Source organism: Jiulongibacter sediminis (assembly GCF_001306455.1).
Classification (GTDB): Bacteria; Bacteroidota; Bacteroidia; order Cytophagales; family Spirosomataceae; genus Jiulongibacter; species Jiulongibacter sediminis.
Window position 1 is genome coordinate 31620 of record NZ_LGTQ01000005.1, and the last position, 22175, is coordinate 53794.

A 22175-nucleotide genomic window follows, 5' to 3' on the forward strand; every position below is an offset into this window, starting at 1 on the left:
CTTGAAAGGCTTTTCAAACTCAACAAAACCTACCCCTAAAATGAATAGATCAATGGTGGTTTTTAAGTTGATTCTTTAAGAGGTTCGACTTAATAAAAATTCAAACACAACTTTTATCTCCGCAAAACTTGAGTTGCAACACTTGGAGTAATATTAGTTTTCTTTTAGCTTGATGAATACCCGAAGAATTCAGTGATCATTAAAGAACAGGATGAATACAACTTCACAGGCCCCATGCGGGTCAGAAAGACTATGATCCTTGAGAAAGGTACCATTACCAAAGGCGAATTTGTAGTTGATCCTTAACGAATTATGGGTTAGATCATATTGTTCTAGTTCGTCTGCCCAGCCTGCTTTTCAGCCTCTCTTTTAAGTTTTCTGATAAGATACACGGCATAATCCAGCTGTGTATCACGACCTGAAATCAGCTGTAAAATAGTGGGGGTATATTGAACGTGAGGCTGAACTCCTTCAAACTCGTCTCCGTAACAAGTGGTATAATCCTTTGAGGTTGACATACCCACTGCCAGACCTGACCGGTTAAGTTCTATGTAGATAGGGTTGGCTCTGAAGATTTTAGTGCCGCCCGTCTCTTCGCCAATAATCAGGCCCATCTGGTAACATTGAAAAGTAGAGGCAAAACAAGAGGCAGCTGAGTAAGAATCACGATTGGTTAGAAGGTAGGTTTGACCTTTAAATTCTTCAATTTCTGTCTGTGGAGATTCATTATAGACCAGGGTCTCATCTGCAAAACTGCCGATAGGATTTCGTAGTAAGGCATTCATGTCTAAATAATGCCTGCCGCCACTCAAAAAGTAGTAATTTGGTAAAGCGGGGTCAAGTTCAAGAAGTTTGTTTCGGTAGGTATCACTGATTTTCTGACTGGTTTGAGCCATTGTTTTGAAATGATTCTCAGTGATATAATGAAAAAGCCCTGACGAAACCTTTGGCCAGCCGCCATAATTTCCTCTGATATCAATGATCAGAGAGTGAATTTCATCTCTTCTGATTTTGCTAAATGTTTGAGCCAGAAATACCTGATAGGAGTTATAATCTGGTACCCGGAAAGCGAATATGCTGATGAGGCCGATTCCATCAGCAATTTTCTCATAGTTATACGGCTCACTGGTACTGAGCTTAAGTTCACGGTCTTTTCTGTTTTCTTTCACGGCCTTTTTCCATTCGCGGTAATCCATATTCTTAACACTCACCTTTTCAGGCCGTTCTACAAAATACTCCAGCTCAGTATCTGCTGAGTGATCAAAGGCTGCATAAAGAAAACTCTCAAAAGAATTATCAATCAACGTATTTCTGAAAGGCGTTAGCTCGTATGAAATGTAGGGATCAATTCTATTGAGAAAGCTATCTACGCTTATTCCGTTTATAGCCAGAATTTTAGCTCCTTCCGGAATCTCCTGAGTGCCGTAATTCTTAATGATATAAAGTTGATTGTCATTGGTTAGATGAACCTTTAGCGGAAAAGCCCCCACCTCTTTTCTTGCGGTGTTTACCCACATTTCCGGAAGTCGCACAGAGCTATGCCCGTCTTTGATTAAAGCGATCATGGAAGCAGCTTCTCTGTAGAAGTCGAGCTTGGTATGAGGCTGGTCAAAAGTAGCCTTGATTTCTTCTGCTTTCTTTAAAAATTCTTCCTCTGAAATATGTGTGTACGGATCTGGGTGAGCCTCAACACTCTTGAGCAAAACCTCAAAATCAATCTCTAAATCATGTTGAGAAAGCTCTTTAAAAAGCTGAGCAAAAGAAGATTGGATGGTAAGAAATAGAAAAATGAGAAGAAGGGTGGTTCTTTTGAAAGTCAATGTGCTAGTGGTTTTTCTTTGCAAAATATTGAATGTGTGGTTGGTTTCAAAAAGTTGGCACTACTAAAGTAAAGTATTGATATCGTGGGCAGAGTTAGTTTGGCCATTACCTCTTTTGTAATGGGTGAGCCTGACTGTTCTAGACTCAGCTCGAACTGACGGTAAGATTAAAGCTTTTTAGCTTTTATTAGTTGTCAGTTCGAGCGAGAGTTGAGAACCTCTTCTTAGTACAAAGGCTAAGGCCCAAATGTTTGATAGGATGTACTTTTTTAAATTTAAACCACCCAGCTCAAAACCAAAACCCCAATCAATCCAATCACAGAAACAAGGGTTTCCATTACTGTCCAGGTGCGGAGAGTGTCTTTAATTGAGAGGTTAAAGTATTCTTTGAAAAGCCAGAAACCGCCGTCATTCATATGGCCCATGATAAGGCTTCCGCTACCGATAGCTAATACCATGAGTTCAGGTTGAAAGTCAGGGTTTGAGGCAAAAAGAGGGGCTAGTATACCTACAGCCGTCAGGCCCGAGACCGTTGCCGAGCCTACACACACACGAATAAACGCAGCCGTAGCCCAGCCTAAAACTAGCGGGTTGATGTTTACACCTTGCAGCATTTCACCAATGTATGTGGAGGTGCCCGTAGCAGAAAGGATTTCTTTCAATGCCCCAGCACCGGCGATGATCAGTAGAATCACCGAAATGTCTTTGAAAGATTCTGCCAGCGATTTTGAGATGTCTTCCAGCGTGCGACCTTGTCTCATTCCTAAAAAGTAAACGGCAAAAAATACGGAGAGCAACATGCCGAAATACGGTTCAGCCAAAAGTTTGACAATGGCATTATCCGGGAAATTGCCTTTGATTACTGAAAACGCCGAAAGTAAAATTACTGGCATCAAAGCCACCAAAAGACTGATGCCAAGCCCCGGTTGATTGTCTTTATTGACCGTCTTAAAACCAAAAAACGAAGGATCAGGATTGACATCGAAATTCTTTAAGGTTTTTCCAAAAATAGGTCCTGCAATGGCGATAGCAGGGATAGAGACAATTAGGCCGTAAATCAAAGTTTTACCCAAATCGGCATTCAACTGAGAAGCAATAGCCGCCGGCGATGGGTGAGGAGGCAGGTAGCCGTGAGCTACAGAAAGCGAGGCCAGCATCGGGATACCTACGTAAAGCATATTATAACCGGAAGCCTGAGCCACGGCAAAAATTAACGGAATCACGATGATAAAACCGGCATTGTAAAACAGCGGAATACCAATCACAAAACCCGCGATAGCGAGGCCCCATTGCAGGTTTTTCTTACCCATCATGCCAATAAGAGCATCCGTGATTTTATGTGCTGCTCCGCTTTCAGCCACGAGTTTACCGAGCATGGCACCAAAACCTACAATCAGAGTCAAATCACCGAGTGTTCCACCCACGCCGCCTTGAATGGCCTTGCCGATCTCAATGACATCGAGACCACTGACCAGCCCAATACCGATGGAAACAATAATGAAAGAAAGGAAGGTGTCTAATTTTACGACGGCAATGAGGAGAATCAAAGCCAAAATCCCCAGAAGGGCAATAACTAAAGGCATTTCAGTAAAGGGTTGAGTTTTAGAAAGACCGAAAAACGTGATTTTTTATGGCTTGAGCAAACGGGTGAGGAAGTTTGAAAATTTATAAGTCTGTTAGTTAAAAAGTTTTGTGTTCAGGGAATATATTTTTTCCCGACTTAAAATAGTGGAGAAGCTTGACACCAGACTCCTAAAACTTCCAAATTCTCAAACTTAAAAACTCTTAAACTTAGAACTACATAAACCAGTCAAGTCCGTTTAACCGTGTATCTACCTGCCACGAATTAGAAACTTCTCAACTTTCAGACTTAAAAACTCTTAAACTTGGATCACACAATTTCCAGATTCCCGTAAATGGTATCCATAATACGGACGAGCTCTGTAAAATCTTCATCAGAGAGGCGGCCCCAGGCTTTGGTTCTCACCTCGGCTACTATGGGGAAAGCACGGGTATGCATTTCTTTGCCGGCATCGGTGAGAAATAGCATTGATTTCCGGCGATCCAGCTTAGCCATCTGGCGTTCTATTAAACCTTTTTTGATGAGAATATCCAGAATTCGCGTAGTCGTGGGAGCGTCTTTGGCTGTGGCCTGTGCCAGGTCATTTTGTGAAATTCCCGGAGAGGGGTAAAGGTGATCTAAAACAACCCATTGATCAACAGTTAGATCAATTCCTTCCTGATTAAGCTGCTTTTGAAGATAGTTTCTTACCCGTTTAACCGTAGTGTCAATCTTGAAAAAATAAGCTCGCTTATCTGAATGGGTCATCTCGAAATCAAAGAGTTAAGAGGCAAATATACAAGGATAATTTATTGCTGCATTTTTTCTCTTAACGATGCCTTAACAATCGCCCTGAAAACCCTGAGAGCTTTGTCCGCATCCAAGAAACAGAACTAACAAAAAGAATAAATCAATAGATATGAAAAAGCTATTATCACTTGTTTTAATTGCCTTGAGTTTCGGAGCTGTTGGCCAAACCTCAATTGGAGTAAGAGGTGCCATTACGGGCTCAACATTTACACGTTTTGATCTCATCGAAAACATTACACCAGAATTTAGATTTATGCCTGCAGCTGGCGGAGCAGTCTTCGTCGAAATACCGGTCAGTAGCCATTTCTCTGTTCAACCTGAGCTATCTTATATACAAAAAGGTTTTGCGGTAAGAGAAGGTATTATTGTTGGCGGAGAATTTCTTGGGGTTGATATTCCAGTAAACGGGAAGGTCAATTTCAGATCACATTATGTAGAGATGCCGGTTTTAGCCAAATTTCATATTGGCGATAAAGAGGCCGCTCATTATTATCTGGCTCTTGGCCCGTCTGTTGGCTATTTAGCTGATGCTGATATGCGTATCAAAGTCTTAGATATCTTTCCGGTAACAGCGAATATTAATGAGAACTTTTACAAGCCTTTTGAGTTTAGTGGTGTGGCCGCACTAGGCTTTGAATTACCTGTTGCTAAGAAAATCGTGGCTTTTACAGAAGCCCGTTACACTCACGGTTTTAGCCGGGTGCTGGACACTCCAGTGGTAGATTTGCCTGTTAGAAGCAGAACACTTGCAGGAGGAGCTGGGATAAAGATTAAACTATAGGATTACACCGATTTTGATAGGTCTGAGGTTTAGGCATTTTTAGAAAAAGTAAAGTAAAGGCTACCGTTTGAGGTGGCCTTTTATCATTTTTCCAGAGCAATAAATTATCGTCTTTTGATCGGTTTTAGTACGAATCCATCCTCTGCTTTGCAATCTCTCAAAACTTCTCTACTTTCGGGTACAACCCTATACCTATGACCAATACTATTCTGGGCTTTTTAGCCTTTACGCTGGCCGTAATTATCTACGTCTGGTACAAGCTCCGCAAAGAAAATCTCGGAACCGAGAAAGGTTATTTTCTAGCAGGCAAAAGCCTCACAGGACCTATCATTGCTGGCTCAATGCTACTGACCAATATTTCAACAGAGCATCTCATTGGAATGAATGGGAACGCCTATAAAAACGGAATTCTGGTAATGGCCTGGGAGGTGACATCTGCGGTCGCACTGGTGATAGCAGCCATCTGGTTTATTCCCAAATACATAAGAATGGGCCTCACAACTATTCCGGAGTACCTCGAAAACCGCTTTGACAAACTCACCCGAACATTGGTAGCAGCTTTTTTGATGATCTCTTTTGTCGTGACTCTGTTACCCATTGTTTTATATACAGGAGCCCTGAATATTGAAGGAATTTTTGAAGTTTCATCTCAATTGAACATCAGCAAAACGGAGGGGCTTTGGTATACCGTATTGGCCATTGGAGGCATTGGTTCACTTTACGCCATTTTTGGAGGGCTCAAAGCTGTCGCTTTTTCGGATACGTTAAACGGTATCGGTCTGTTTCTAGGGGGGCTTTTGATCACCTATTTGGCTCTGAAACAAGTGGATGCCGGTAGTGCCTGGCAGGGTTTAAAGATCGTCTACAGCTCAAACCCTGAGAAATTTAATATGATAGGAGGACCTGAGACTGTATTACCCTTTTCAACCCTTTTCACCGGTTTAATGATTAATCAATTGTACTTCTGGGGGATGAATCAATCGATCATTCAGCGGGCTTTTGGAGCCAAAAACCTTGTTGAGGCCCAAAAAGGTCTCATCTACACCGGTGTTCTCAAGCTTTTTGTGCCGGTCATTATTGTTTTGCCGGGTTTGGTAGCTTTTCATCTATACGGCGATCAATTCTTTGAAAATCCTGATTTAATTTATCCGGTTCTGGTCAAAAGAGTTTTACCAGCCGGACTTACCGGCTTCTTTGCCGCTGTTATTCTCGGGGCTGTTTTGAGTACTTTTAATTCAGTGCTCAATTCTGCCAGTACTATCTTCTGCATTGACTTGTATAAACCATATTTCGCAAAAAAAGCCGATCAGAAAAAAATGGTTAGAGCCGGAAAGTGGGTGGCTCTTATTCTTGCTGTTTTTTCTATCGCAGCTGCCCCACTCGTGGCCGGGGCTCCGGATGGCCTGTATCAAATGCTCCAGCAGTTAAATGGGATATTCTTTATACCCATAGCTTCTATTATGTTTGCCGGGCTTTTTGTGAAACAAATCAATGCGAATGGTGCTAAGGCAGGCCTTCTTGTCGGACTTATTTTCTATTTGCTTACCACTTTTGTTTTTGAAGTTGACATACATTTTGTCCATATCTGGGGAATTGAGTTTGTACTCAACTTTCTTGTCATGATCATTATTTCAAGACTGATGCCGACGGATAAGGTGGTGGTAGATATTCAAAAAGATGACAGCCCTCAGTGGCCGCATGTCAAAACTGTCGGATTAATTTTGGTGGTGCTTACATTGCTGATATACATACTTTTATCCTAATTTTGTCAAAACATTCAATAACCTATGAGCGATTTTGAAAAGAATCCATTGCAGGATCTTGATCACTGGGAAGATGATCTGCTGAAAAGATATCCTGAGCCTGAAGTAAAGGCGAAAGAAGATTACAGAAACTACGTGGATTCTGAGCGTCAGAATACCGTTCGTGAGTTTTACCGACTCAATCATAAGTATCAAACCTATGATTTTGTAAAGGAGAAAGAAGCGGAGTTTTTGCAATTCAACAAACGAAAAATGTCAATCTGGGAGGCTGTTGACTTTCTCAATACTCTTGTAGATGACAGTGACCCTGATACCGATCTGGACCAGTTTCAACACCTTTTGCAAACCTCAGAGGCCATCAGAGCTGACGGTCATCCTGATTGGTTTGTCCTCACGGGTTTTCTGCACGATTTAGGCAAGGTTCTTTGTCTTTTCGGTGAACCGCAATGGGCAGTGGTAGGTGATACTTTTCCTGTCGGCTGTAAGCATTCTGACAAGATTGTATATCCTGAGTTCTTTGAGGACAATCCTGATAGCAAAGATGAAAGATACAATACAAAATATGGTGTTTATGAGGCCAACTGCGGACTTGATAATGTAAAAATGAGCTGGGGACATGATGAGTATATTTACCAGATCATGAAAGATTATCTACCGGAAGAAGGTTTGTACATGCTTCGATATCATTCCTTCTATCCGCAGCATCGCGAAAATGCTTATGATCACTTAATGAGCAAACACGACCATGAGATGTTCAAATGGGTTGATAAATTTAACCCGTATGATTTATACTCAAAAGTGCCTACCCCTCCTGATGCCAGGGCATTGAAGCCATATTATGAAGATTTAGCGGCTAAATATCTGCCGGATGTACTAGCCTTCTGATCTCCAACTGGTTTCTATATAAAAGTCTTCGTCCACTATCAGGCCGGAGACTTTTATTTTTTGCGGCTTCCTGGTGGGGCATATTCTCTTAGTTTCTCCATTGACCTTGATATCAACAGGCATTGAAAAACCGGAAACTACATTCTCCCAATGGTATTTTATTTTTTTACCTTTTTGAGTTAAGACCAGTTTCGGAATTTTAGTTGTTCTCAAATATTGGTCAAAGACCTTACTGAGATCAATTCCGCTTTTTTCACTGATATAATTTTCAACCTGAGCCGTGGTAACGGTTTGGTGATAGAAGTCTTTATTGAGACCTCTCAATATACTTCTCCATTTTTCATCGTCATTGATGATCTGACGTATAGTATGCAGCATATTGCCACCTTTGTAATACATATCAGAGGAACCGGATTGACTTACTTTATAATCTCCTATAATCGGGCGGTCATTTTGAATTAGCCTGCGGGTGCCTCTGACATATTCTGCTCCGGCTTCTTTGCCATAAAAGTATTCTGTAAACAGATTTTCGGAGTAATTGGTGAATCCTTCATGGATCCACATATCGGCTTTGTCTTTGTTGGTAATATTATTGGCAAACCATTCATGACCGCTTTCGTGAACGATGATGAAATCCCATTTCAGACCCCAACCGGTGCCGGAGAGGTCAGTTCCTTTATAACCATTGCTAAAGCCATTACCGTAAGTAACAGAGCTCTGGTGTTCCATTCCCAGATAGGGCACTTGTACCAATTTGTAGCCATCTTCATAAAAAGGGTAGGGGCCAAACCAGTGTTCGAGTGCTTCCAGTGTACGATAGGCATCAGTAAACTGAGCTTTGGCTTTTGGGAGGTCTTGTTCTAAAACATAGAATGAAACATCCAGAGGCCCTTTTTCTCCTTGATAAACATCTTTCCAGCTGACGTAGTTGCCAATGTTAATGTTGACCCCGTAGTTATTGATAGGGTTATTAACAAACCAGGTGGTACTTCTTTTTCCGTCACCGGAGAGCTGCATATCACGCATCTGACCGTTAGAAATATTCCATAGTTCATCAGGAACAGTTACTCTGATTTGCAGACTATCCACTTCATCTGCCGGGTGGTCTTTGCAAGGCCACCAAATACTGGCACCTATCCCTTGATTTGCCGTGGCTACAAACGGTTTTCCATTACTGTCTCGGGTGAAAACCACTCCGCCATCCCAGGGAGCATTTTTAGCCTCATGCGGCTGCCCCTCAAAATAAATTTTAATGGCACTTAACTGTCCTTTGACTATAGGTTCATTAAAAAAGATATGATAAGTATTCTTAGCAACTTTATTGAACTTCAAAACCAAATCTGCCTGAGAGACGTCCGTAATTTTCATCGGAGGCTGAAGATCGATCTGCATGACAGAACCCTCTTCTAAGGCTTGAAAAAGGATGACATTGGAACCTTTGAAAAATTTATTTTCAATGTCTACCTCAACATCAAGATCATAATATTTCAAATCCCACCAGGTTCTTTCAGGCGTAATGACGCCCATCAGACTGTCGTCTTTGGTGTACTGAGAAAAAACCTGACTCGTGAATACGAGCAGTACTAAAGTAATGAAGGCTTCTTTTTTCATAAGAAGCCCAAAATAGCAAATTACTTTTTGATTTGCTCTGCCAGCAGGGCAATCCCTTCCTGAAAACTTTTTGGTTGGTAACCCAATACCTTTTTGGCTTTTGAAATATCAAAACCTGTTTTTGGCGGTCTTTTGGCGGGTTGTGAGAAAGTAGCTGCCGTGGCCTCAGCAATAAGCGTTTTGTCCAGGTTAAAGAAATCGGCAGTCAAATTGGCCATTTGATACGGGTTCAAAAGCTGTTCGCCTGAGATATTGAATATGCCCGCAGCCTCTTTTTCGGCAATGAGTGCACAGCCTTTAGCCAGATCCTCAGCAAGTGTTGGAGTTCGCCATTGATCGGTAACCACATTGATTTTTTTGCCTTCTTCCAGCGATTTTTTCACCCAAAGGATGATATTTGACCTGCTCATATCATGAGCAATTCCATAGACTAAAACAGTACGGGCAATGGCCCATTTGATATCAGAATGGAGGATCAGCTTTTCGCCGGCCCACTTGCTCCAGCCGTAAAAACTTAATGGATTGGCTTCGGCTTCTTCTTTGTAGGGGCCCTCAGTTCCATCAAAAATAAAATCAGTGGAGAGATGGAGAAGAAATGAATCGCTTGCTTTGCAGGCTTCAATCAGATATTCAACAGCCGTAACATTCTGTGCCCAGCAGTTGTCTTTGTCAGACTCACACTGGTCCACGTTGGTCATGGCCGCAGTATTGATAACCACATCCGGTTTGGCTGCTTTTATAACAGACAAAACTTCTTCCCGGTCGGTGATATCCATTTTTTTGAAGGTGTAACCATCGGTATAAGGCAGACGGTTTTCTCCTCTGGCGGTAGCAATAATCTCTGATTTTCCTTCATTTTTGAGAAGTTCTACCAGTTTTTGACCAAGAAGTCCGTTTGAGCCTGTGATTAAAATTTTCTTCATTCTGGGTAGGCGTATCCGTATAAATTCGAAATCTTTTTCTTACTCATTCTTTTGGCAGAGATGTTCATTTTAACATCTTCCAGAGGTCTTTCTGCACCATCAGTCTCCATTTTTTCTATGGTTTCGGCCACCTCAATTCCTTGGATGATTTCTCCAAAAACAGTGTAATTATTATCAAGGAAGGGTGTTCCACCGATAGTTTGGTAAGCCTTGTATTGTTCAGGAGTGTATTCAAGTTCTATCCGAGGGGTGTTCCCGCTGACTTGTCGTGCTTCAATTGCTTTCAGTTGTTGCTCTTCGTATTTTTTTCCGGTAACAATGTAAAACTGGCAACCACTGGATTCTTTTCTTGGATTGTTCGTCCTTGCCGCTGCCAACGCTCCTTTTGTATGCACATGCTTCGCGGTGAATTCATAGGGAACTTTCGGTAGGTTACTACCTCCGGCTCCCAGTCTTGCTCCTTTTCTGGCATTCTTAGAGTCCGGATCTCCCCCCTGTATCATAAACTCATTCACGATTCTGTGAAAAAGTAAATCCTGATAAAATCCGGATTCTGTCAGTTTGAGAAAATTTGCTTTGTGTTTTGGCGTATCATCAAAAAGAACGGCATGCATGGTTCCCTTTGATGTTTCAATGGTAATCAGATAGTCTTTTTTGCTCTTCTTCTGTGCAAAAACAGATGTGCTTAAAAGTATTAGCAGAAGCAGTCTGGTCATAGTGCTTATTTTTTTGGCGGTTCCCAAAGTTCAATCTTTCGCCCTTCCGGGTCAATAATCCATCCGAAATTGCCAAAGTCGGAGTTTTCTCTTTCTGACATAACCTCTACTCCTTCCTTTTCAAGTGTTGTGAGAAGTTCGTCCAGATTTTCAACCTGAAAGTTGATCATAAAGTCAACATTTGAAGGCTTCATATAATCGCCTTTATCATCAAAAATGCTAAAAGCCGTGTATTTATTACCTGCCGGATTTTCAGGGGTATCCCATTGGAAGACGGCTCCCCATTCTTCCATGGCAATGCCGAGGTGTTTCTGGTACCATTCCATCAGGCCTTTTCTGTCTTTTGATTTGAAGAAAATACCGCCTATTCCTGTGACTCTGTTCTTCATAAAGCTGAATTTAGTTGGTTCCTGATTTCCTTGAGTATTTCTTTTCCACCCTGATCCATCAGTTTTTTGGCCGTATCTATGCCCAGCTGTTCAGGATCATCAAGCAAAGTGCTTACCCGAATAATCTTTTTGCCGTCCAGGCTCACAATCCCCGCATTGAGTTCAAGCAGATAATCATCAAACCAATTGCAATATCCGAATACGGGAATGCTACAGCCTCCATTGATTTCTTTCAGAAAACTTCTTTCAGCCCTCAGGCATATCTCTGTTAACGGATGGTTACAGGCATGGATGATCAATTCACGCTTTTCCTTATCAAGATTGACACTTGATTCTACAGCCACGGAGCCTTGTCCTACCGCAGGTGTAAAACGTTTAACAGGTAGTTTCTCTTTGATTTTATCATGATAGCCCATGCGGTGGACACCGGCGTAGGCAAGCAACAAGGCATCACAGTCTCCTGCTTCCATTTTACCAATCCGAGTTTGCAGGTTGCCACGCATATCCACAATATTGATATGAGGGTAAAAGGCTTTCAGCATGGCTACACGACGTGTGCTGGAGGTGCCTACTGTAAAAGAGGACTCCATGTTGAGCTCTTTATGACTCACCAAAACGTCATTAACTTCTTCACGCTCTGTAAAAGCAATGATTTCGAAATCTTCGTCAAGTGATGATTGAAGGTCTTTGGCACTGTGGACGGCTATATCGATTTCACCTGAGCGAAGCTGATCTTCCAGCTCCTCTGTAAAAACACCTTTGCTCCCGATTTTTGAAAGTGAGCGATCCAGAATTTTATCCCCTTTGGTATGGATGATTTTTATCTCTACCTGGGCACCGGCTTCTTTGAGTTTTTCCTCAATGTAATAAGCCTGCCAAAGTGCGAGTTTACTTCCCCGGGTTCCGATGGTTATAGTCATATCTAAATATAAAAGACGCCAAATATACTAATGAAAAGACCCAGCAGAAAGCCTGCTGCTATTTGCAAGGGCGTGTGAGCGTTGAGTTTTAAACGAGCTGAGAGTACCAGGCCACCAATAAACAGAGCCGTAAAAAAAGGTACACTTAATAAAGACTCGTCATAATGAATTCTGAGGGTGAAGAATGCTCCGATAACCCCGCCGATAGCTGCCGAATGAGCTGAAATTTTCCATTTCAGGTTTATGACGGCTACAAGGGCAATAACCAAAGTAATGAGCCCGATAATTAGTGCAGAAGGCAAAAGCATACTCGATTTCTGAGCGAAGAAATAAGCCAGAAAACCGGAGCTTACCACCGTTATCAGATAGGGGATTCTTCGCTCTTTGGGTTCTTCCATTGTAAGACTCTTTATTTGACCTCTTTTATACAGCCAGTAGACCATTAATGACGGAAAAATGAAAGTGTACAAGAGAACAAAAAATAGCAGTAGAAGCTTAGCAACAGTAGGGTAGCCCTCAATAGAAACAAGATATGGTGCCACGAAATACAAAACAGCCAGCAGGTAGGTGGGTATGAGCCCCGGGTAAAAAAGATAAGAAATATAAGCTGCTGTCTTTTGGCTCAAAAAAAAAGAGTTTCTGACGCAAATATAGCATCAGAAACTCCTCTAAGGTAATGTTTTGATTACAATTGTTTCCGAAGGCGGGCAACGGGTATGTTTAACTGCTCACGGTATTTTGCCACTGTTCTTCTGGCAATCTTATAGCCACGCTTTTTCAATTGCTTCTCCAGCTTATCATCAGAAAGTGGGGCGTGCTTAGGTTCTGAATCAATTAGCTCTTTCAGAATATTCTTAACCTCACGGCTTGATGCATCTTCGCCGGATTCTGTAGAGATACCCTCTGAGAAGAAATATTTAAGCGGATAAATACCGAAATCTGTCTGAACGGCTTTGCTGTTAGCAACTCTTGATACAGTAGAGATATCCATGTCAATCTTCTCAGCTATATCCTTCAAAATCATCGGCTTAAGCTTGCTCTCATCGCCATCCTGGAAGAACTCTTCCTGATATTTAACGATAGCTTCCATGGTCTTGAGTAAAGTTTGCTGACGCTGCTTAATAGCATCTATAAACCATTTTGCTGCATTTAATTTCTGCTTTACAAAAGTGACTGTTTCTTTAACTTCTTTATTCTTTTTGTCGCTTTTGTCATAGGTGTCAAGCATTTCTGAAAATGATCTGCTAACCCTTAGCTCCGGTGCATTCTTTGAATTAAGAATGATTTCAAGCTTGTTGTTTTCTGAGGTAACAATGAAGTCAGGCATCAGGTACTTGGCTGTGCCTTCGTTACCTGAAATTCCACCTGGTTTTGGGTTTAATCGGGTAATCAGGTCAATAGCATCTTTAAGCGTTTCCTGATCTGTCCCTAGCTTTTTACGAATTACCTCAAAGTGTTTTTTAGTAAACTCCTCAAAATAATTCTCAATAATATCGATGGCATACAGGCACTCCTGAGTGTGACATTTCATTCTTTCCAACTGTAGGCTCAGGCACTCCTTCAAGTCACGTGCACCAATACCAGCTGGTTCAAATTTCTGAACTTTGTGAAGTACGTCCTCAACCTCTTCCTCACTCACATAAAGGTTCTGACTGAAAGCCAGATCATTACAAATGGAGCGGACAGGTCTTCTAATATAGCCGTCGTCATCAATACTACCGATCAGCTGTTTGCCAATACTTTCTTGTTTTTCATTCAGTTTCAGAAATCCGAGTTGCTGCTCGAGTGATTCCATTAAACTGCTAATAGAAACCACCGGCATAACTTCACGATCTTCATCCCATCCATCGCTGTACATTTTGTAACCAGAATAATCATCCTGGTTCATATATTCTTTAACGTCAAACCGCTCGCTTGAATCAAGACTTTCGTAGTCACTGAAATCATCACCATAGTCGTCTTTGTCATCATAGCTGTCATCAGAGTAATCGTCTTCCTTGTTTTTCTCCTGCATTTCTTTTCCTTCTTCAAGGGCAGGGTTAATTTCAAGTTCTTCTTCGATTCTTTGGTCCAGCTCGGCAGTAGGGATTTGTAACAGTTTAATGAACTGAATCTGTTGCGGCGAAAGACGCTGCTGGAGGGATTGGCTGAAAGTTAATTTTTGCATCGTAAGTCAAGTTTCTTCAAAGTATATCAGGATAGTTGTTTATGCTTGATCATTAACCGTGCCAAACATTTTTTTTCTTTTCAGATTGACAGCCTGAATACATCTGTTAAACTTGTTTGGTTTAATATAGGAATTTGCGTAAGCCTTTGATTTTTAGACAACTATATTCAAATAGTTGCACCCAAATCAAATGTTTTATAATGATACAAAAAAAAACTGAAAATGAAGCAATGATTAGCCTGAGTATGAAAAATGCTCCTTAACCTATAATGGTTTTTAATTTCATTTCTGTCTCTTTCCATTCTTTTTCAGGAACAGAGTCGGCGGTGATTCCGCAGCCGCCGAAGAGGCTGATTTTATGATCAGCAATACATAAACTTCTAAGATTTACGAAGAGAGTGGTTCTTTGATTTAAGTTGACCGGCCCAAGGTATCCACTATAAAGGCCGCGATTGTATGGTTCATTTTCTTTAATAAACCCTAAGGCCTCTTCTTTCGGCATACCACAAACAGCGGAGGTTGGGTGCAGTAGCTCAAGCATGACTGAAGCTATCTGTGGAAAGTTAATTTTGTGAGAATCCACTTTGAAAGTGGTTTGTAGATGCATCAGGTTTCCGGCCTGAATAGTTTTAGGGCCTATTTCATCAAACTCACGCACTCTTATTTTCTTGAAGCAATTGATGATGTATCGACTAACCAACGCCTGTTCTTCAATTTCTTTCTGACGCCAAAGAGCCTCACTGCAAGAAATCAGCTCACCATTCTGGTCGTAAGCTGATTGAGTGCCGGCAAGAGCCATAGTTTCAAAAATGCCCTGATCGTCCTGAGTTACAAGAATCTCCGGAGATGCTCCTATCCATATTTGATTTTCCTGAGGCAAGTAAACCAATGAGCAAAACAGAGAGGCATACTTTTGACAAATTGACCTGAAGTGCTCAAGGGCGTCAAAATTTTCAGGAATGTCAATTTCTTTTTTCCTCGAAAGAACTACTTTCTGGAAAGAATCAGTTTCCTCAATTTTAGTTACAGCCCTCTCCACAAGTTCTTCAAAAGCTCTTTGTTCTCCTGCCTCAGACAGAAAGTTGATTTTAACTTCAGGTTTGCTTTTTGAAGGCGTCTGATTTTCAGTTATGACGAGCCCAAGTTCCTCCTCAATAAAGGTTAGTACTTTCTCCGGTGTCTGCTCATTTAGACTTGTGAGCTGAACCCATAAATCTGCCAGAATAAAATGAGACGCTTCCGAATCCTCAAAGGGAGTCATCAGAAAACCACCCGGAAGCTCTTCAAGGTCAGTTTTGAATACTTTTTGTTCCTGATTGGAGGAGAGGACAAGATTTATATCTTTTTGATTCGGTAACCGCCAAAGAGCAAAAGGGAACTGTCCGGTCATCAATTGCTTCAATGTCTGGAGAGTATTGATCTCTTTGGTTTTGGTTGGAATCATTATTCGTTTTCAATCATTGCTGTTTCTTCCACTTCTAATCCTTCATTATTGTATTTTGAAGGGCATTTCAGTAGAATTTGCTCAGCTTCAAAGTATTGGTTCTCAAGGTTCATTGACCCCACAACCACTACCTTTTCAGAACGCTCCAAATCCTGAGGTTTCGGCTTGTTGAAAACAACTTTGGATTCATTCTGAAGGGAATCAATCATCATAAATTCAAAACGGTTAGGATCAACTGAAGGCTCGTAAACCATTCCAGTAATGTTTCCCATTCCGTCTTTTTTGAGCTCTCCCACGACATGAACGGCATTTGAATTACCATCTTCAGCCATTCTTTTTGCTTCACCAAAATCAGAGTAGGTGCTGGCGTCACCAACGGTTGATATGATCATGGCAACAGCCACGGCTATAACCGCCAGAGCAATTATATGTGATTTCTTCATTGTTTTTCCAGTTTGCTAACTCGTTTGTCTAACAAAAATAAATAGAGTAAAATTCCTAAAGTTACCACCGCCACGACAGCGATAACCACCCAGAATTTTCCATCCTGACGAAGGCCGTCAGCCATTACCACGTCAGATTGAAGTAATATTGATAAAATAAGATCAAGAGACATTATTGATTCAGTTTATTGTATTCCAATTTGATAATTCTGGCCTTTAAAGAGGCTACCCAGATGCCTACTAAAACCCACCCGATAACAGCGGGGTAGAAAACCATTCGCATTTGATTGTCCATGTCGTACTTTCCGAAAGCAGGGTTGCCTCCGTTACCAGGGTGAAGCGAATCTGTAACACGAGGTAAAATCCAAACGAGTGGCATAAAAGCTGCAAAGGCAAAAATGTTGTAAACCGCTGAGAGTCTCGCTTTTTTCTGTTCATCCTCAAAAGAGCCTCTCAAAATGAAATAGGCGGCATAAATGAGCAAACCTACTTCTACGGCAATGAGTTTTGGGTCGGCCGGTAAGGCAGAGCCCCAGGTGAATTTGCCCCAGATGGCACCAGTGATGAAACCCAAAATTCCCAGATAAAATGCTGTACTGGCAAAAGCGATGGCCTGCTGGTCACGTATGATGTCTCCGGTTCGCAAATACTGAATTGATCTCCAGACCGAAATCGTCATCAAAGTCATCATTGAAAACCACATGGGTACGTGGAAATAAACGTTTCTGATGGTTTCATTGAGAATGGGCTGGCGAGGAACCTCACCCGCAAGACCCATTATAGAGACATATACCAGAAGAATGGCTCCCAGAATTTTCCACCATGTATTTTTTAGTGTCATTTTTTTGATGAATCAAACGTTTAGCTTCTCCATAAAAACGGGAAAAGAATAAAACTAAGAGCCAGAACTATGGCATCAAGGCCCAACAAAGTTAATATTTCGTCCTGACTGACACTGAATGCCAGCCCGTCCATAGCGTTTTTTGAAAGCCTCATGAGCATCAGCAACATGGGAATAATGATGGGGAAACTCAACAAGGCCATTATTGAAGTTGTATTTTCAGCTTTCGAAGCAATGCCCGAGATAAGGGTTAAAGTTCCCGAAAATCCCAAAGCTCCCAAAACCACCGATAAGATGTACATTGGCATATCCTGAACAGGATTTTGAAGAAAAGCCAGATAAATACCAAAGCCCACCACCGCCAGAAAAAGCATCAGGATGAAATTATAAATAAGTTTCGAGATGATAATGGCCTCCGGGCTGGCAAGCGTAAAATAGTAAGCTTGTCTGTTTTGGTTCTCCTGAGCAAAACTCTTAGCCATTGCGTTTATGGCTGTAAATAAGATAATTATCCAGAAAAGTGTATTCCAAACGACCGGGCTCAGACTGTTAGCCTTAATACGAAAACTTAGAAAACAGATGAAAACAGTAGAGACCAGATAGAGAATCATACCATTGAAAGCGTACTTATTTCGCCATTCAAGGGTGATGTCTTTCTGCAATAAAGCCAATATTTCTCTCATCGATCTTCCCCGACTCAATGCGGGAAGGCAAAGTTACAGTCAAAAAGCTTCGTGACATACCCTTTTGTCTAAAAAACTCCAACTCAAGAGGCTGATTTATCTCATATTCAGAACCGTCTATTTCTTGTACTGATGACTAAGGTCAAGGAGTTTAATATTTCTGAACCAAACGGGGTGACCTTCAGCCTGTAAGGCAATGTATCCTTCTTTTAATGGTTTGCCAAGGTTTTCAATATACCATGTTTTATCCTCAACCCACTGCGTTTCATCTTCCTGCTCCCACCCTCCAATTTGAGGTTTTGTGTAGGTTAATACAGTATCGCCTTCTACAATATGATGAACTATGGAGTCACCTAAAACCACGGCTTCAATACTTACCCATTGGTCTTCAAAGGTCGGCCCATCAGCATACATCATATGGTCAGTCCAAAGTTTCCCGTCTTTCACAACATGAGTTCCTGGATTGGCAAGGTTGCCTGTGGCACGATCCGATGAGTCAATTCTGGAAAGAAACTGAAATTCGATGGAAGCCGGGAAGTTCTGATTCAACTCCTGACTGGCGGCTGATTGCGAATGTAACATAATGCCGCTATTTGCCTCAGCATAATAAGGACTCCCAGGTGTGAGTTCTCCAAAAATCCGATATTCCATTTTTAGCCGGTAGTGCGAGAATGGCTTATTGTAATAAAGGTGACCAAACTCATGAGTGAAGGTATCGTACTCGGCATAGTTGACCTTAATGATGCTATCCTCTACAATAAATGTGTTGTTATAATTATCGTTAAGCTCATGTCCGGAGATTTTAATATCCCAGCCGGTAAGGTCTTTTCCATTAAAAAGAGAAATCCAGTTTTCACTTTCCTTCGGGTTTTCTTTACAGTTGGTAAAAGCAATTAAAAATAGGAGTAAAACTGAAAGGATTTTGAAATTCTTCATGTCAATGGGTTCGGGTTGAAATGATTGATAGTTAGGGTTGAAAAAATTACGTATATGGATTGCGTTAGCAAAGAGTGTTCAAGGTTCGTATTTGCAATCACAGCAAATATCCAGAAATTTCAATAAAAGATATTCTTTTAATGCAGTATATGCAGTTATTGTTTTTACATTTGCATCAACCTAATACTACCTAAACGGTCTGCTTTAAAGAATATTCACCTTAAACTATTTGTTGTATGACAAAAAGATCTACTTTTTGGAAAGTAGACAAAGGCATACCACAGTATTCTAGCAGGAAATCGTTTTCTAAAAGTTTATTGTCTGTCCTTTGTCTTATGCTGTTTGTTCTGCAGGTTAAGGCTGCTCAGCGTATTTCCGGAACGGTAACTGACGAATCAGGTATTGGAATGCCTGGTGTTAACGTTACCGAAAAAGGAACTACTAATGGAGCCGTAACTGATGTAGATGGAAAGTACACGCTCACTGTTGAAGGGGCGAACTCTGTACTCGTTTTCTCTTTTGTTGGTTACGAAAGTCAGGAAGTAACCGTTGGGTCTCAAACCGTAATTAATGCTTCTCTTGCTCCTGATTCAGGCACGCTTGAAGAGGTAGTGGTTGTTGGTTATGGTACTCAAAAGAAAGTAACTGTTACCGGTGCGGTTACAGCTATTAAAGGTACTGAAATTGTTAAGTCACCTGCGGTTGACATGTCAAACTCTCTTGCTGGTCGTTTGCCGGGTCTTGTTGTGATCCAGACAAGCGGTGAGCCAGGTTATGATGGAGCCAGAGTTCGTATCAGAGGTAATAACACACTGGGTAACAGTGAGCCTTTGATCGTAATTGATGGTATTCCTGACAGAGCTGGTGGACTTGGTCGTTTAAACCCGAAAGACATTGAGTCTATCTCTGTTTTGAAAGATGCCTCTGCAGCAATTTACGGTGCCAGAGCGGCGAATGGAGCGATTTTGATTACTACTAAAAGAGGTAAGTCAGGCAAGCCGACAATCTCTTACGATTTTAACCAAGGTTTTTCTCAGCCAGGAACTATCCCTCAAATGTCTAATGCTTATGAGTACATGAGTATTATGAATGAGCTACCGATTTATAAAACTGTACCGGTAGATGAGTGGGGAAATGCATGGCAATCAATTCAGTCAACAGGGACCTATGATTCACCGACAGCTGGTGTTTCTACCATTAACTCTCGTTACCCGTCTGATTTAGTTGAGCGTTATCGCACTGGTAACAGTGATCCGTGGTTCTACCCTGATACTGACTGGTATGATGATACTTTCAGAGACTGGGCTCCACAGGGACGTCACAATCTTCAGATTTCTGGTGGTGCAGAGAGTATTCGCTATATGGCTTCAATGGGTATTGTGAATCAGGAAGCGATCTACAATAATTCAGCGACCAAGTACAATCAGTATAATTTCAGAACAAATCTGGATGCCAATATCAATAAGTACATAAACACAAGTTTAGGTGTCTTGGTCAGAAGAGAGCAACGTAAATTCCCAACTGTGGGTGCCGGAGCTATCTTCCGTATGTTGATGCGTGGTCGTCCTAACGAGCCGGCTGTCTGGCCTACGGGTGAGCCAGGTCCTGATATTGAAAATGGGCAAAACCCTTATGCGGTTACTACAAACGCTACAGGTTATGTAGATGATCCTACAGATTATACACAGGCTCAAGGTGCCATTAATATCACCAACCCATGGATTGATGGTTTGAAACTGACACTTTCTGGTGCTATTGACAAAACCAACCGTACTACCAAGACCTTTGAAACTCCATGGAAATTATGGAAATGGGATGGTGAAACTGTTGGTGCTGATGGTTTACCTGTTCTTGAAGGTGCAATTCGCTCAAACTTCACTGATCCACGTCTTCGTCAGCGTTTTGAGTCGACATTGAATACTAACGCTACAGCGATGTTGAGCTATGATAAATCATTTAACAGTGGTATTCATAACCTTAATATGTTAGCGGGTGTTACTCGTGAGACATTCCAGGGTGAAAACTTCTCAGCATACAGAAGAAACTATATCTCTTCTGCAATTGATCAGATTTTCGCTGGTGGAACAGAAGGTCAGCAGACAGGTGGTAGTGCATACGAAAGAGCTCGTTTAGGTTACTATGGTCGTGCTCAGTATAACTTCAAAGAGAAATATCTTGCTGAGTTTATCTGGCGTTATGATGGCTCTTATATCTTCCCTGAGTCAGGTAGATTCGGTTTCTTCCCGGGAGTTTTGGTTGGTTACAACATCTCTGAAGAAGACTTCTTTAACGTAAGCGGAGTAGATTTCATGAAGTTAAGAGGGTCTTTCGGCCAGATGGGTAATGATCAGGTATTCTACAATGGTCAGCTTCAGGAGTATGCGTTCTTATCTACTTATGGTTTTGGTCAGTATCCGATCAATAATGCAGTAGTAAATACTCTTCGTGAAACGGTTTTAGCTAACCCTAACTTTACATGGGAAAGAGCGAATAATTTAAACGTAGGTTTAGATGCAGGATTCCTGAATAATAAGCTCGACCTTACTTTAGAGTACTTTGTGAATAAGCGTGACCAGATTTTGATTCAGAAAACAGGTTCAACACCAGCTTCTTCTGGTATCAGTTCTCTTCTACCTCCTGTAAACGCAGGTAAAGTAGAAAACAGAGGATTTGAATTTGCTCTGGGTTATAATGGTAGCACAAGAAGAGACCTTCGTTTCCGTGCAGGTGTAAATGGTGGCTATGCCAAGAACAAGATCATCTTTATGGATGAGGTTCCTGGTGCACCAGACTATCAAAGACAGGAGGGTAACCCTATTGGTGCTCCGTTGGTTTATCTATCTGATGGTGTTTTCCAAAGCGTAGCTGATATTGATGCCAATAACATCGATTACAGTGCAGTGACTTCTCAATTGCTTCCAGGTGATATGAAGTTTGTAGATTATAATAATGATGGTAAAATTGATGGAGATGATGCTGTTCGTTATGATAAGAATACAACTCCTACCTTCAACTATGGAGCTACTTTTGATCTGAACTACAAGAATTTTGATCTGGCTATTCTTTTGCAAGGTGCAATGGGTGCGGCTATCAGAGTTCAGACAGAGTCAGGTGATATTGGAAACTATTTGAGATATGACTACGAGAACCGTTGGTCAATTGACAATCCAAGTGCTACAAGCCCGCGTTTAGCAAGTAGAGGTGATACCTACTATACCGGTGGTAACTATGGAAACAATACATACTATCTGTTCAGCAAAGATTATATCCGTCTGAAAAACATTGAGTTGGGTTATACCTTGCCAAACACAGTGCTTGAGAAGGCTGGAATTGGAAATGTACGTTTGTACGTGAATGGCTTGAATGTGTTCACATTTGCTAAGCAGAAAGTGTTTGATCCTGAATTTGAGTCAGGTAGCGGTCAGTATTATCCGCAAAGTAGAGTGATTAATACAGGCTTAACTTTAACTTTCTAAATCGTA

The 22175-nt window shown here is 41.4% G+C and carries 20 protein-coding genes; 4 read left to right on the forward strand and 16 right to left on the reverse strand.

Annotated features, from left to right (window positions below):
• Positions 1-332 precede the first annotated feature (332 nt).
• From AFM12_RS00175 to AFM12_RS00185, 3 genes are all read right to left on the reverse strand, one after another.
• Entirely contained in the window at positions 333-1820 is a 1488-nt protein-coding gene (locus tag AFM12_RS00175) for a S41 family peptidase (protein ID WP_055142979.1), read from the reverse strand.
• A gap of 275 nt (positions 1821-2095) precedes the next feature.
• Positions 2096-3403: a GntT/GntP/DsdX family permease gene (locus tag AFM12_RS00180; RefSeq protein ID WP_055142981.1), complete on the reverse strand. Its 1308-nt coding sequence runs from the start codon at positions 3401-3403 to the stop codon at positions 2096-2098.
• A gap of 308 nt (positions 3404-3711) precedes the next feature.
• Positions 3712-4149: a MarR family winged helix-turn-helix transcriptional regulator gene (locus tag AFM12_RS00185; protein ID WP_055142983.1), complete on the reverse strand. Its 438-nt coding sequence runs from the start codon at positions 4147-4149 to the stop codon at positions 3712-3714.
• 151 nt (positions 4150-4300) lie between these two features.
• Between AFM12_RS00185 and AFM12_RS00190 the strand changes: the two genes are divergently transcribed.
• The 3 genes from AFM12_RS00190 (at position 4301) to AFM12_RS00200 (ending at position 7620) form a co-directional block, all read left to right on the forward strand.
• The gene (locus AFM12_RS00190) at positions 4301-4972 is read left to right on the forward strand and encodes a porin family protein (RefSeq protein WP_082391138.1); all 672 of its coding nucleotides are present in this window, start codon (positions 4301-4303) and stop codon (positions 4970-4972) included.
• 194 nt (positions 4973-5166) lie between these two features.
• Entirely contained in the window at positions 5167-6735 is a 1569-nt protein-coding gene (locus AFM12_RS00195) for a solute:sodium symporter family transporter (protein ID WP_055142987.1), read from the forward strand.
• A 24-nt stretch (positions 6736-6759) separates the two neighbouring features.
• Positions 6760-7620, forward strand: a complete 861-nt coding sequence (locus AFM12_RS00200; protein ID WP_055142989.1) for an inositol oxygenase family protein — start codon at positions 6760-6762, stop codon at positions 7618-7620.
• Here the strand turns inward: AFM12_RS00200 and AFM12_RS00205 are convergent.
• The 13 genes from AFM12_RS00205 to AFM12_RS00260 form a co-directional block, all read right to left on the reverse strand.
• A complete protein-coding gene (locus AFM12_RS00205; protein ID WP_055142991.1) occupies positions 7609-9231 on the reverse strand; it encodes a M1 family metallopeptidase in 1623 nt (540 codons plus the stop codon). The genes AFM12_RS00200 and AFM12_RS00205 overlap by 12 nt on opposite strands.
• Before the next feature lie 20 nt (positions 9232-9251).
• Positions 9252-10154: an SDR family oxidoreductase gene (locus AFM12_RS00210; protein WP_055142993.1), complete on the reverse strand. Its 903-nt coding sequence runs from the start codon at positions 10152-10154 to the stop codon at positions 9252-9254.
• A complete protein-coding gene (locus tag AFM12_RS00215; RefSeq protein ID WP_055142995.1) occupies positions 10151-10870 on the reverse strand; it encodes a peptidylprolyl isomerase in 720 nt (239 codons plus the stop codon). The genes AFM12_RS00210 and AFM12_RS00215 overlap by 4 nt, the downstream gene beginning before the upstream one ends.
• Positions 10871-10875: 5 nt before the next feature.
• Positions 10876-11259 (reverse strand): VOC family protein, encoded by a 384-nt coding sequence (locus AFM12_RS00220; protein WP_055142997.1) that lies wholly within the window; start codon positions 11257-11259, stop codon positions 10876-10878.
• On the reverse strand, positions 11256-12179 hold the full coding sequence (hemC, locus tag AFM12_RS00225; protein WP_055142999.1) for a hydroxymethylbilane synthase: 924 nt from the start codon (positions 12177-12179) through the stop codon (positions 11256-11258). The genes AFM12_RS00220 and hemC overlap by 4 nt, the downstream gene beginning before the upstream one ends.
• A 2-nt stretch (positions 12180-12181) precedes the next feature.
• On the reverse strand, positions 12182-12805 hold the full coding sequence (locus tag AFM12_RS00230; RefSeq protein ID WP_055143001.1) for a hypothetical protein: 624 nt from the start codon (positions 12803-12805) through the stop codon (positions 12182-12184).
• 59 nt (positions 12806-12864) lie between these two features.
• Positions 12865-14346 (reverse strand): RNA polymerase factor sigma-54, encoded by a 1482-nt coding sequence (rpoN, locus tag AFM12_RS00235; protein ID WP_055143003.1) that lies wholly within the window; start codon positions 14344-14346, stop codon positions 12865-12867.
• Positions 14347-14605: 259 nt separating this feature from the next.
• Positions 14606-15790: a chorismate-binding protein gene (locus tag AFM12_RS00240; protein WP_082391139.1), complete on the reverse strand. Its 1185-nt coding sequence runs from the start codon at positions 15788-15790 to the stop codon at positions 14606-14608.
• Complete coding sequence (locus AFM12_RS00245; RefSeq protein ID WP_055143004.1) at positions 15790-16233, reverse strand: cytochrome c maturation protein CcmE domain-containing protein; 444 nt, start codon at positions 16231-16233, stop codon at positions 15790-15792. The genes AFM12_RS00240 and AFM12_RS00245 overlap by 1 nt, the downstream gene beginning before the upstream one ends.
• Positions 16230-16406 carry a CcmD family protein gene (locus AFM12_RS19570; protein WP_095533182.1) on the reverse strand — a complete coding sequence of 59 codons (177 nt, stop codon included), beginning with the start codon at positions 16404-16406 and terminating at the stop codon, positions 16230-16232. The genes AFM12_RS00245 and AFM12_RS19570 overlap by 4 nt, the downstream gene beginning before the upstream one ends.
• Complete coding sequence (gene ccsA, locus AFM12_RS00250) at positions 16406-17074, reverse strand: cytochrome c biogenesis protein CcsA (RefSeq protein WP_055143006.1); 669 nt, start codon at positions 17072-17074, stop codon at positions 16406-16408. The genes AFM12_RS19570 and ccsA overlap by 1 nt, the downstream gene beginning before the upstream one ends.
• 20 nt (positions 17075-17094) lie before the next feature.
• Positions 17095-17757: a heme exporter protein CcmB gene (locus AFM12_RS00255; RefSeq protein WP_055143007.1), complete on the reverse strand. Its 663-nt coding sequence runs from the start codon at positions 17755-17757 to the stop codon at positions 17095-17097.
• A gap of 117 nt (positions 17758-17874) precedes the next feature.
• Positions 17875-18693 carry a 3-keto-disaccharide hydrolase gene (locus AFM12_RS00260; RefSeq protein WP_055143009.1) on the reverse strand — a complete coding sequence of 273 codons (819 nt, stop codon included), beginning with the start codon at positions 18691-18693 and terminating at the stop codon, positions 17875-17877.
• Between the two features lie 236 nt (positions 18694-18929).
• Between AFM12_RS00260 and AFM12_RS00265 the strand changes: the two genes are divergently transcribed.
• The gene (locus tag AFM12_RS00265) at positions 18930-22169 is read left to right on the forward strand and encodes a SusC/RagA family TonB-linked outer membrane protein (protein ID WP_082391140.1); all 3240 of its coding nucleotides are present in this window, start codon (positions 18930-18932) and stop codon (positions 22167-22169) included.
• The last annotated feature ends 6 nt before the right edge of the window (positions 22170-22175 follow it).